The sequence below is a fragment of the Microcoleus vaginatus FACHB-2002 genome (genome assembly GCF_040004035.1).
Taxonomy (GTDB): Bacteria; Cyanobacteriota; Cyanobacteriia; order Cyanobacteriales; family Microcoleaceae; genus Microcoleus; species Microcoleus vaginatus_C.
This window is the reverse complement of the sequence record NZ_JAMPLN010000005.1, coordinates 164,030-176,358: the sequence shown is the minus strand read 5'-3', so window position 1 is coordinate 176,358 and position 12,329 is coordinate 164,030. Positions and strand designations below refer to the sequence as shown.

The 12,329-nt window shown below is 45.7% G+C and carries 11 protein-coding genes; 7 read left to right on the top strand and 4 right to left on the bottom strand.

Features of this window, described 5'->3' with window-relative positions; genetic code table 11:
- Nucleotides 1-60: 60 nt before the first annotated feature.
- Nucleotides 61-261, bottom strand: coding sequence for a hypothetical protein (locus NDI35_RS06655; protein WP_445312027.1), 201 nt, complete (start codon nucleotides 259-261; stop codon nucleotides 61-63).
- 269 nt (nucleotides 262-530) lie between these two features.
- Here NDI35_RS06655 and NDI35_RS06650 point away from each other — a divergent pair, with 269 nt between their 5' ends.
- Nucleotides 531-923, top strand: a complete 393-nt coding sequence (locus tag NDI35_RS06650) for a hypothetical protein (protein WP_445312026.1) — start codon at nucleotides 531-533, stop codon at nucleotides 921-923.
- 157 nt (nucleotides 924-1,080) lie between these two features.
- On the opposite strand, the gene NDI35_RS06645 is transcribed toward NDI35_RS06650, so the two are convergent.
- Together NDI35_RS06645 and NDI35_RS06640 are read right to left on the bottom strand one after the other, a co-directional pair.
- Entirely contained in the window at nucleotides 1,081-2,367 is a 1,287-nt protein-coding gene (locus NDI35_RS06645) for a glycoside hydrolase family 24 protein (protein WP_445312025.1), read from the bottom strand.
- A gap of 414 nt (nucleotides 2,368-2,781) precedes the next feature.
- Nucleotides 2,782-3,441, bottom strand: a complete 660-nt coding sequence (locus NDI35_RS06640) for an NAD(P)H-binding protein (protein ID WP_333053110.1) — start codon at nucleotides 3,439-3,441, stop codon at nucleotides 2,782-2,784.
- A gap of 121 nt (nucleotides 3,442-3,562) precedes the next feature.
- Between NDI35_RS06640 and NDI35_RS06635 the strand changes: the two genes are divergently transcribed.
- The 3 genes from NDI35_RS06635 (at nucleotide 3,563) to NDI35_RS06625 (ending at nucleotide 9,063) form a co-directional block, all read left to right on the top strand.
- Nucleotides 3,563-4,276: a DUF1997 domain-containing protein gene (locus NDI35_RS06635; RefSeq protein ID WP_445312024.1), complete on the top strand. Its 714-nt coding sequence runs from the start codon at nucleotides 3,563-3,565 to the stop codon at nucleotides 4,274-4,276.
- 880 nt (nucleotides 4,277-5,156) lie between these two features.
- Nucleotides 5,157-7,370 (top strand): ATP-binding protein, encoded by a 2,214-nt coding sequence (locus NDI35_RS06630; protein WP_445312023.1) that lies wholly within the window; start codon nucleotides 5,157-5,159, stop codon nucleotides 7,368-7,370.
- A gap of 226 nt (nucleotides 7,371-7,596) precedes the next feature.
- The gene (locus tag NDI35_RS06625; protein ID WP_445312022.1) at nucleotides 7,597-9,063 is read left to right on the top strand and encodes a response regulator; all 1,467 of its coding nucleotides are present in this window, start codon (nucleotides 7,597-7,599) and stop codon (nucleotides 9,061-9,063) included.
- Nucleotides 9,064-9,550: 487 nt separating this feature from the next.
- On the opposite strand, the gene hisG is transcribed toward NDI35_RS06625, so the two are convergent.
- Complete coding sequence (hisG, locus tag NDI35_RS06620) at nucleotides 9,551-10,195, bottom strand: ATP phosphoribosyltransferase (protein WP_333076539.1); 645 nt, start codon at nucleotides 10,193-10,195, stop codon at nucleotides 9,551-9,553.
- A 198-nt stretch (nucleotides 10,196-10,393) separates the two neighbouring features.
- Here hisG and NDI35_RS06615 point away from each other — a divergent pair, with 198 nt between their 5' ends.
- From NDI35_RS06615 to rppA, 3 genes are all read left to right on the top strand, one after another.
- The gene (locus tag NDI35_RS06615; RefSeq protein ID WP_445312021.1) at nucleotides 10,394-10,660 is read left to right on the top strand and encodes a hypothetical protein; all 267 of its coding nucleotides are present in this window, start codon (nucleotides 10,394-10,396) and stop codon (nucleotides 10,658-10,660) included.
- A 132-nt stretch (nucleotides 10,661-10,792) separates the two neighbouring features.
- Nucleotides 10,793-11,443: a glutathione S-transferase family protein gene (locus NDI35_RS06610; RefSeq protein WP_445312020.1), complete on the top strand. Its 651-nt coding sequence runs from the start codon at nucleotides 10,793-10,795 to the stop codon at nucleotides 11,441-11,443.
- A gap of 52 nt (nucleotides 11,444-11,495) precedes the next feature.
- The gene (gene rppA / locus NDI35_RS06605) at nucleotides 11,496-12,182 is read left to right on the top strand and encodes a two-component system response regulator RppA (RefSeq protein ID WP_445312019.1); all 687 of its coding nucleotides are present in this window, start codon (nucleotides 11,496-11,498) and stop codon (nucleotides 12,180-12,182) included.
- Nucleotides 12,183-12,329 lie beyond the last annotated feature (147 nt).

Here is a 12,329-nt window from a genome sequence, read left to right as displayed (position 1 = left end):
GTTGACAGCCGCTATCACCAACATCCAACCGCCACATATAGCAAGAGAAAATGCCAGGTTCTACTCGTCGCGAAAGCTTTCGAGGGATGCCAAAAGAGCTGGCAGTCCCGCTAGCGCAGCCGACACCAGAGCCTCATCTTTGTAAACTCGCGATCGGAGAATACGGGTACTTTTAGATGCAGAGGTGAAAGATCCTCGCCGTTGGGAATTTCCCGTTTCAACCCGCCCTAAATTTTTTGTTTCTCGCGTCACGCCAAACATAGCAGTATCCTCTAAGTATCGTCAATTAATCCTTAAATAGGCGCCCGTAAAACTTCTCACGGCTTGCTGTATGTTTCTATTATTACTCAGATAGGTAATAGAGATGAAACCATGAAATAATTATTCACGATAGCTAGGGATCAACTGAAACTGCTTAACAGCTTTTATTAATTTGTTACACGGGGCGCGTTTGTTTAAGCCGCCCACAGCGACTCAGACACCAGGTAGCACAAGCAAAATCACCGATTTCACAAGAGGAACCCGGATCAATGATGCTAACTCTTAGTGCAGCAACAGTTATAAGTCAAATCAGGCCGACTGTCGAAAGCTTGCGCGACGGAGACTACCGCTATCGAGACTCCTTTGTGATCGATCGACCTTTCAGAGAAATCCAATTTCGCAAACAAGACAGATACATCACCGGCAGCGATTCCGACAAACGCACGGGCAAAAGTTACTGCTTCCGGGGCATCCCCCAGCACAACAACATTATTAACATCACGGTAGCGATCGAAATTTCCCCAAAAACAGCAGAGAAAATCGAGTGGAAATTAGCACCGGGAAACCCCATTAATTTCGACAGGCTTTATCCCCTGCAAGCAGGGCCGGGATTAGAATTGTACAAATGTTTGACAGCATTTTTACCAAACTTGAAGGATTAGTTATTCGTTACTTGTTAGTGGTTATTTCTTAATCGCTTTGGCTTGTTAATAACTAATAACATTCGTTAAGAGTTAAGAGTTAACAGTCAACAGTCAACAGTCAACAGTCAACAGTTAACCGTCAACCGTCAACCGTCAACAGCCAACATTTAACTCCCTAAGAACCAGCATTTTCCAATTCTTCCCGCAGCATTTCCCGGTAGACTTTTGGCAAACGAGAACTCATAGAATTGGTCTCAATTCCATATCCCAAACTCGTCCAAGTTCCCGAAAGCATCCGCAACACGTCAGTTAATCTTTCCTGCCGCAACATCTCAGAAATATCAGCTTTCCAAAACTTGCGATCGCTCAACCAAGCATAAACCACAGCATCCTGATCTTCTGGTTCAAAACTGTAATCTTCCCAGAATAAAAAATTAGCACGACGCGCCTGATAGCGCTTAGCCTTCTCCTTCCAAGTCGTAGTCAGAAATTGATACCTGCCCGCAGCGGTAGTACACTTGCCCCGATTCGGGCCATTAACAATCTTCACGCACCAGTCAGGATGGCGGCTCAAATCTAATATATATTTGCCACCGTAAACAACGTGATAAGGTCTAGCAACATTCGACTCGCTAGCAGAAATAGTTCGCATCAGGGCTCGAATGTAAGGATCGCCCGTTTTCATAGCCAGCGGCGGGAATTTTCCCACCCCGCTTACCGATTGTGATAACTGCTGATTTCCCCGCAAATTAGCAACCAAAAAAACACCGCCGCTAATCACAGCGCCGATTAAAAGTATAAATCCGAGGATTTGAATCTCCGATCGCCTCAGCAAACCTCTTTTTCGACGGCTCAATTTCTCAGCTTCCAGCAAAGTCATTTCCATTTCCGAAATTTCGACCCATTTTCGAGCCGCCCGCATCCGGCGCACCCGAAAATCGTATTGATATAGCGGCGCGGCTACCAGCGTTAGACTCGATAAAACCCCCGCCAATTTAATCATCCAGAAATCTAATTCACCGGCTACCGCAACATTTGTAAGAGTAGATATTCCTGTTAGTAACTGAGCCGGATCGATCGATCGCGCTGGCCAATAAAAAATCGCAAGTTGCACCAACAGCGACAGATTAAATGCAAAAAAAATCACTACAACAGCATTCAAGCCTTCTCGCAAGTGCGATCGAATACCCGTATGCCGGCGCTTGAACTTGCGCGCAACGCGAAAGCGCCCTGGCAGCATAATTAGTAAGGGATTTAAGATTTTGACTGCGAACAAATGAAAAACAAAAAACACAGGCAACTGAATCAGCCAAGCCGCCAGCAGTAGAGTCAGAAAGCCGATATCGTCGCTGACAAAAGGAATGCCCCTGCGAAGGACAAAACTAAAACTCTGAGCGAGAGCAAATGCCCTTAACCACGAAATCGGATAGGGGAACCAAGCTGGCCACTTGAGAGTTTTCATGCTGGGAAAACGAAATTTTAAGGTCGAATCGTAAAACTATTAAGATTTTGCCAGATTTGGCGCTCGGAAAATTGTTGTAGGGTGCGTCAGCCCAAATCTTTGACCCAAATCACATCTTGCACCATTCTCGATAAGCCTTTTTTGGGCGGGCAGGATGCCCACCCCACAAGAAAATGCACTTTTTGTGGAACAGGCATCTTGCCTGTTGTTGACAATGGTGCAACATCTCATATGATTTCCGGTTACACCGGAATGATGTTGACTGTTGACGGTTGGCTGTTGAGAGTGAACAGTCAACCGTCAACAGTCAACAGTGAACTCGAATTTACTATTCCGATGCTAACGGATTTGATATCAGATCCAAATCAAAGTGTTTTTGGTCTGACGCACCGAACCCAAGCGAGGCTAATTCAATCAAATCACACTGGCAAACAACTCCTCAAAACTCTTTTGCGGAGCCTCCGACTTCGCCACAATTTCCACAACCTTGTTGCGAGAAGTCGGCTGAAACAGCGCCTCCACGCACACTTGGGCTACCTTAGTGCGGGGAATGCTGCTCTCAAACATTTTGTCGGCACCAGTCATGACGATCGCATCTGAATTATCCTCATTTTTGAGACCGCCCGGACGGACGATCGTATAAGTTAGGCCGCTTTTTTGCAAATATTCCTCGGCTTGTTTCTTCCAAACGAGAATCAGCCAGAACAAATTCAGCGGGTGAAAAAACTGGGAGACGCACAGAGAAGTCACAAGCACAAAATGCTCAATGCCCTTAGCCTTAGCTGCATCCACCAAATTTTTAGTACCTTCAAAATCCACCTTGTAAGGCGCTGTCGGGTCAAAACCAGGGGCGGCTCCTGTCGCGCACAGCAATACCGTACTATCGCCGATGGCATCGCCCAGCGAAGTCGCATTTAATACATCCCCAGTCACTAACTCAGCCTCCGGTGGTAAAATTTGTCTAGCTGTGTCTAGATTTCTGACTAAGGCGCGCACGGGAATACCTCGCTTGACTAATTCTGCGACGATGCGGCGGCCAGTCTGACCTGTGGCTCCTGCTACAAATGCTTTCATAAGTCGAGTTATGCTGAACTAGGGTAAGTTTTGTTACTATCAATTTCTCAATTGTAGGGAGGAAACTTCCTTAACACATCCCCAACCAGATTGATTGGCGTGTATAACAGGAGAGCATAATATGAAGCACGATTCCGCTGAATATCAAGCTGTTGAAGCTTCTGACGAAAATTACTACGCAGATGCGAGTTTCCGACAGCCCGAAAGTGGAAGCGCGGATGCAGGAGAGGAAGTTGAGCCGATTTGGTTTCACACGCATTTTGAAGACAGCATGGAGATGTACGCGGATGCGGAGACGGTGGGGAACCATTTGAACAACCACAAGACTTGGTTTTGCCACTGCGCTTCGCCGATGAAGGCTGAGCCGATCGGCGAAAACGGCTATGATTTATTAATCGGGCGTTTTGGGGCTTTTGGCTACCGCGTTGAAGCGAGAATTGGTTTAGAGTTGCTGCCACCTGACGCTGAAGGGTGCTATTTGATTAAGACAATCCCGGTTCCGGATTATACATCGCCTGGGTATGAAGTGGATTTTCGATCGGCAATGAAGCTAGTGGAGATACCGTCTCAGGAGTTTGCCGCTGATTGGCCGAGCTCGGAACGTGCTAAGCTGCCGCCTGCGATTACCATTACTAGCTGGAAGCTGGATTTGGCTGTGGGGGTTTGCTTTCCCAAGTTTATTCGATCGATGTCTCAACCTTTAATAGAAAAAACCGGCGATGCGCTTTTGGAAAAAATCATCAAACAAGTTAACCGGCGCTTGACTTATAAAACTCAGGTTGTTTTTCACGAAAGTTTGGGCATTCCTTTTCCGAAAAATCCTAAGAAACATTAACAATACTTACGCTCTAACCTGTACTGCATTTAAGTTGTATGTTAAGTGCGGGATCTCCTGCCCGCTCCACAAGAGTAAAGATTTATTTTACTCTGCAATTTAAATGCGGATTAGCTTAACTCGCATTTGTAGGGTGTGCACTGCACACCTTACTCATAAGTGCGACACTCATAAGTGCGATCGTAATAACTCATACCATTGTAGATTTTCGACTTCGGCGTGAGCGCTCCGTCGCACAATTTTAGATTAAATTATTGGGAATAACTGATTGTGTATGGGTTGGGAACACGAGCCTACAGTTGCTTTTTTGAAACTGATATCACTGTCTCCGGGTGAGCCGTGCGCGCCTTATGCCTATGTTTTTGAATCCAACGCTTACTTGAGCAGTTAATCCCAATAACCAAGTTATTGCTAATAAAAATTAAGGGTAATGTCATGATTGCATTTTACCTATAGCAATTTTTGCAGTAGTCGTATTTTTTTTACCCCACCCCAACCCTCCCCGAACCTGCGGGGAGTCCGTAAGAAATTCACAAATTATTTAAGATTGCTATATGCTGATTTATTATCGCCGGAATTAGTTTTTATTATGGGTCAATTTAGCACAGGGTTGGACACAAGAGTTTCAAGTCAGATGCCATCAGCTTCGACAGCATTGTTATTAAAAGATTCGGCTTCTGTCATAAGGATTTTCCTCCTTATTACCTCATGATTAACCACTGTAGCGATGCAGTTCAAAGCAGGTTCCGATCGCCCTCGGAAACCAGCAAGTGTCTCAGATCACAAGGCCGATCGATCGCCCTCACTGCCCAAAAACCTAAAATTATGTCACATTAAGTAAGGGATTATAAAATAATTCTTGCCATATCCCTAGAAAGTTATGACAACGAAACTAAGAGCTACACCCACAGAGAAAATGGAGAGAGACTTGCACCAGTTGAGGGCAGACCAAGAACTGATTCTCAACCAAGTAGACAATGCGATCGCTCTGTTCGACTCGTCTGACTGCTTAGTTTTGTTTAACAAAAAATTGGCCGCTATGTGGGAACTGTCCCCAGAATGGCTGGAAACAAAGCCAAAGTGCCACTTGCTGTTTGCGGAAATTGTCGATCGGGGTTACTTGTCTGTTCAGCAGTGGCAAGAGTTTCAGCAAGCACTCGAAACATCTCAGCATGAAAGTTTATCATTTTATTTCGAGCAATCCAATGCGGTTTGTTTGGAGGTGTGCGCCACGATTACCAACAGCGGCGGACGGCTGTTAACCTTTCGAGACGTTACGGTATACCAAAACTCCCAAGCTAGCTTGAACGCAGAAGTCAGGCGGCTGAGCTTTCTTTTAGGTTTAACCGAACGCCTGCAAAAGTCTGACAGTTTGCAAGAAATAGGTCAGTTTGCCCTCACCTATCTGGTAGAGGCAATGAATGCAGCTTTCGGAGATGTTAAGGTGATTAGTGGCAAGGGAAACGATCGGCAAGCGGCGGCGATTTCCAACCAAATTTCTAGTCAATTTTTGGCTACTTACGGGGAACCAGTTGTCGCAGCAATGCAAGAATTGCTCGACCAAGGCATTCCCTACGGCATGGGTTTGCTGTGGGAAGTGGTGAAAACTGGTAAACCTGTGTTCGTAGAGGATTATGCCCAACATCCCAATGCCGTGCCGGAATTTCGGCATCCGGGAATCGGACAACTGGGCATTTTTCCGATCGCAGCTACCGACGGTACAATTATCGGAGTGCTGACGCTGGAGTCCCGCAACGTCAAAAAACTGCAAACCGCCGTCCACCAAGAAGTGCTGGAGGCTGCTTGCCGGACTCTGGGGGCGGCGATCGAGCGGGCTCAGACACAAGAAAACCTGCGCCAAGTTAACGAAGAATTAGAGTATTCTTCTCAGTTGAAATCCGAGTTTTTAGCCTCAATGTCCCACGAATTGCGGACGCCTCTCAACAGCATTCTCGGATTTTCTGACTTGCTGCTGCGACAAACAGCCGGACAGTTGAGCGATCGACAAATCAACTATGTAGAACTAATCGAAAAAAGCGGCCAGCACTTGTTGCAGCTAATCAACGATATTCTCGATCTTTCTAAAATAGAAGCCGGGAAAGTAGAACTAAACTTACAGCCTGTTCGCGTTCAAGAACTCGCGACAGACTGTCTGAAAATGATGCAGCCACGGGCAGACAAAAAGCGAATCGGTTTGTCTTTAGAACTCGACTACCGTATTACTAAAGTTTGGCTCGACGAACGGCGAGTACGACAAATTGTGATTAATTTACTTTCCAATGCCATCAAATTTACCCCCGAACAGGGACAAGTTAAACTCAGCGGGCGTCTGGTCTACGGCAGTGAAATAGAGGGCGACTACCGGCCGGATTGTTCTCCTGTAAATGCCAGCACTCCTTATTTTTGTTTTGAGGTGCAAGACTCCGGCATCGGTATTCCTCAAGACCGCTGGCACTTGCTATTTCGACCTTTTCAACAGGTGGATTCTTCCCTGACTCGGCGGCACGAAGGTACAGGTTTGGGTTTGGCTTTGACTAAGCGTCTGGCAGAATTGCACGGGGGAACTGTTTCTTTTCAATCTGTTTGCGATCGGGGAAGTCTTTTCCGCGTTTGGCTGCCGTTGACGGAGATGCGTCAACAGTTGGGAAACTTTGCTTCTTGTGCTTTGGATACCAAGTTAGTTCCTGCTTCTGCGATTGCTTTACCAATTGGCAGGAAGCGGATTTTGGTTGTCGAAGACCAGCCTTTTAACCAAATGTTAATTTCTGAGGTGATGGAATTGGAGGGGTACGGGGTAGAGATACTCGCGGATGGGAAGGCTATGGCCGATCGTATTCTCGCCGCCTCTGCAGCCCCGGAGTTGCTGCCGGATTTGATTTTGATGGACATTCAGTTGCCCGATGTTGACGGCTTTGAGTTGATGCGCCGAGTTAAAGCCGATCCTGTCTGGGACTCGATACCGATGATTGCGGTGACAGCGATGGCTATGCCGGGTGACAGCGATCGATGTTTGGAAGCTGGCGCTTCTGCTTATTTGAGCAAGCCACTGGATTTGAATTTGATGATCGCTACAGTCCGTTCTTTTCTGGGATAACAATAATTATTTGCAGTTCCAGCACTGCCAATTATGATAATTGATAACAACAAAGGTTAAACTCAAGAGTAGATAAATATGTATATGACTTGCCCGCACTTGTCTCCGAAAGCCGGTTCCTACGAAAAATATCGAGTTTAGTAACGAGAAATATACGCATCAACCAGTTTTCGAGCTTTCCCACGCGCAACTCCAGAGCTAAATTCAATATATTAGATCATATTCCATGTCAAACAAGTCGCCCTGCATCATGTTGGTTGATGACGAGCCAGCTAATCTGACTTTACTGGAAGAGTTATTACACCTGAAAGGATACGCTACAGTATCAGCCCTATCTGGCCATGAAGCACTCTCCCTTGCCCGCGCCTCTCGACCCGATTTAATTTTATTAGATATTATGATGCCGGAGATGAACGGTTTTGATGTGTGCGAGATCCTGCGGAAGGATACGGCATTGCAAACTGTACCGGTGATTTTTTTAACTGCCCTCGATGACGATATGTCTCGCATCAAAGGGTTAGAAATGATGGCAGATGATTATTTGACAAAACCTTTTAACAGTCGTTTGTTGCTGGCAAAAGTGGAAAATATTTTGCATTTGAGTCAAATGCGATTGCAAGCTGTATCTTCCCAATTCCACCAGCAGGTAAAAGAGCAAAGCAAACGCCAAATTGCCGCAGCTTGGGAAGCCAACGAATATCTTTCAGAAAAATTTCAGCTATTTGTGCCAGAGCAACTTCTCGGACGAATTGCCCCGAAAGGAATAGAATCTATTCAGTTGGGAAATGTCACAGAAGAAGAGCTGACTGTTTTATTTTGCGACATTCGCGGGTTTACTACGATCGCCGAATCTCAACCAGCTCGCGAGACATTTGAATGGTTGAACGCTTTTTTTACTAAAATGAACGATTGCATAACGTCTCACGGCGGGTTTATTGACAAATACCTAGGCGATGCAATCATGGCAGTATTTGACAAGCCGAATTCTCACGCTATGGATGCGATCGAAGCCGCAGTAGCAATGCAAGAAACTTTGCAAGAATTTAATGCCAGTCGCCATAAATACAATTTAGAATCTCCCGTCAATATTGGTACGGGAATTAACACAGGTATCGGCATGATCGGCACTTTGGGTTCCGATCGCCGCATGGACTCTACAGTCATCGGCGATGTGGTAAATACAGCTTCTCGGTTAGAAAATTTAACTAAAATATACGGTTGCCAAATTATTGTTAGCGAAAATGCGATCGTTCATGCGAGAGAATTTCTAAATGGCATAAGTTCCAACTCCCACTCAAAAGAAAGTCTATTATTAAAGTGCGACTTAGAAGTGGAAACACAGGAGAGTATTATTTCTACTTCTGGGGCGACTGCTGCTAACAGCCATTTGCCCAGCAATAATTATTACTATCGCTGGATCGATCGAGTAACCCCGCGTGGCAAGCAGCAAGCTATTGAAATCTACGAAATCTGGGCAGCCTCCTGTCCCGACTCTGAGGCAAAGCAGCTTACCCAGGGTTTATTTGACAAAGGAATTCAAGGATGGCAATCCGAAAGATTTGTCGCAGCCTTGGGATATTTTCAGCAACTAATCGAACAAAATCCTGCTGATACAGTCGTCCGTTTTTATATAAATCGCTGCCAGGAAAAACTAGGTTTTATACCTGTAAGTAACCGCTCAGAAATTAACTAAATAGAACCTGTTCGTACTGAGAATTTCAGTCCTCTTTCTTACCGCAAATACCAGCTAAGCTAAAAGAATCCCTTTCCTAGTGAGGACTTCAGTCCTCTTTTTTAGCGCAAATAAGGACTAAAGTCCTGGCTACGAACCTATAGCAATTCTGAAAAGTAGGCTAGCATCTGTAGGGGCACGGCAATGCCGTGTCCGGCGCAGGGAGTAGGACACGACATTGCCGTTTAGTGTCAACTTAACGTACAACTAATAGTCCGGCTCTTGTTGAAACCCCTGCCTCAAAGCTAAAGTCCTCTTGCATAGGACTAATGAGTTCTTCAGTCCTCTTGGAGAGGACTTTAGCTATAAGCCCCGTGGAATTCATTCCCTGGCGGACTGACCGGCGGACGGAAGGACTGAGCGGACTGACAGCTTAAGTTGACGCCAATGGGCAATGCCGTTTCCCTACTTATCTACGAACCAATCAAAGCACTCTAATTTTAAACCATCAAACAGTAGTTAAAACTTGCTCTCTCAACTTCCCAATCAACTCATTCACCCCCCCCGCATTCAAACGGTAACTCAGAGGATGACCGATTAAATAAGCTGAACTTTCAAACAAAACATCAATTTCCACCAAACCATTTTCTCGCAAAGTTTTGCCAGTCGAAACCAAATCCACAATTGCCTCCGACATACCCGTAATCGGCCCTAACTCCACAGAACCGTAAAGCGGCACAATTTCCACCGGCAAATTCAAATTGTGAAAATATTCCCTTGCACAGTGTACGAACTTAGAAGCCACTCTACCGTGAGGAGGCAAATCTACAGTTCGTCGATAAGAACTAGATTCCTTGACAGCCACCGACAGCCGACACTTGCCAAATTTTAAATCAATTAAATTGGCCACTTTCGGCTTTTTTTCCCGCAAAACATCATAGCCAGCAATCCCCAAATCTGCTTGACCGTATTCCACATAAACCGGTACGTCATGCGTCCTTACTAGCAAAGCTTTGGCAGTGCCGGTCGGGTCATAAATTTGAAGTTGTCGGTTAGAGGAATCGAGAAAAGCACTGAAGTCTAATCCAACCGATTTAAACAGCCGAATGCTATCTCCTAACAGTCCGCCTTTGGGAAGTGCAACAGTAATCATGTCAATTTTAAGAGTGTAAATTGCTCAATTTGGGAAGGGGGCGATCGCGGTCTAAGCAGAAACAGCTTTTACCAAACTCAGAATAACACATAGAGTTCATAGCGAAAAATAAATTTTGGCTATTGCTCGATCCTTTGTTTGGGTATATATTATATTTAGTAATTTTTTAGGTCGTCACGTTTTTCAATGGCGGTCAGTATGGAAAACAATCAAGAGTTTGAAAGTCAACAATTTGACAGAAAATTTCACAAGGTAGACCCGGCTTCCCTAAAAAAAATTACAGTAGAGGAAATCATCTCAGGCGGTGGTTTAGAGGCCGAGGAAATGCACTATACAGTGGCCGTACCTACCGCTAACGATGCCAAAATCCACAGAGACAGATCATTCGATGCCAAATCAAGTGTGTTCGATACAGCCCCCCGATCGCAGTTTGCAGAAAAACCCGGAACGCTGGGAGGCTGTTAATGTAAAATGCTTGCAGAGGCTGGTGCAAAAAACGGGCCGCTCGCGCGCTCGTCATTGTGTATCACGCCTTGGTGTATTCAACTCTAAAACTTAAAATTTAACTGGCGATTGCAAATAGCTAACAGCTACATTATGACCAAATTGACTCTGGTAATCGGCAACAAAAATTATTCCTCTTGGTCGCTGCGTGCTTGGCTGGCGATGAAACAAGCTGGACTGGAATTTGCCGAGGTGAGAATCCCCTTAGACTGGCCTACAACGCATGAAGAAATTCGGCGCTATTCTCCCTCGGGAAAAGTGCCAGTTTTAATCCACGGCGATCTGAAAGTGTGGGAATCATTAGCAATTTGCGAATACGTTGCCGATCGCTTTGCCAATGATTTGTGGCCGGCGGATATAGCGGAACGGGCGATCGCCCGTTCCATTGCCGCCGAAATGCACGCGGGGTTCCAAAATTTGCGCGACAATATGCCGATGGACTGCCGCAACCGCTATCCGGGAGAAGGGATGACTCCCGGTGTAGAAGCAGAGATCGATCGCATCTTTGCCATTTGGCGCGAATGCCGCCAAAAATTCGGAACAGGCGGCGATATGCTGTTCGGAAAATTCACAATTGTTGACGCTATGTTTGCCCCCGTTGTTATGCGTTTTGTTACCTACGGAGTCAAATTAGATTCATCAGCCAAAGCTTATGCGGAGGCTATTTTAGCCTTGCCTGCAATCCAGGAATGGGTAGCAGCAGCTTGCAGCGAAACGGAAAGTATTCCACACATTAAAATCTAGGAAAAATCAGTTTACTTAACCTAAAATCTCAAATCTCAAGTTTGAAATCAGGATGCGGATTCTTTTAGTTGATGATGAAGTTGAGTTAACTGACCCTTTGAGTCGAGTCTTAACCCGCGAAGGTTATACAGTTGATGTGGCATTTGACGGAGCAAGCGGCAGCAATTTAGCAATGCAGGGCAATTACGATTTACTAATTTTGGATTGGATGCTGCCGAGACAAACCGGACTGGCAATTTGCCAGAAGTTGCGATCGCAAGGAAGGAGTACGCCAGTGCTATTTCTCACCGCCAAAGATACCGTAGACGATCGCGTACAAGGACTCGACGCCGGTGCAGACGACTATTTGGTCAAACCTTTTGAACTGCGAGAACTGCTAGCCAGAGTCCGCGCCTTACTGCGGCGGCCTCCTACTATTGACGCCGAGGTTGCTGTCGGGCGGCTGCAAGTTGCAGATTTACAGCTAGACTACGACAATCAATTAGCTTATCGGCGCGATCGCACAATTGACTTATCAGAAAAAGAATGCCAGTTATTAGAATACTTAATGCGCCATCCCGGTCAATTGCTAACACACGAACAAATCCACCAGTATTTGTGGAGTGAAGCAGAAAAACCCAGCAGCAATGTATTAGCAGCTCAAATTCGCCTGCTGCGCCGCAAAATAGAAGCCCCGGGTGAATCAGTCCTAATTCACACAGTCTACGGCAGAGGATATCGCTTTGGAGAAGCCAATTAAAAATAATATAAATTGTACAAAAATCTTTCTTCCTTCTTCCCTCTTCCTTCTTCCTTCTTCCTTCTTCCTTCTTCCTGACATCTATTACATCCGTTACATCCGTTACATCCGTTACATAATCCGTTGCCGAACTTCCTTTTCCCTTCG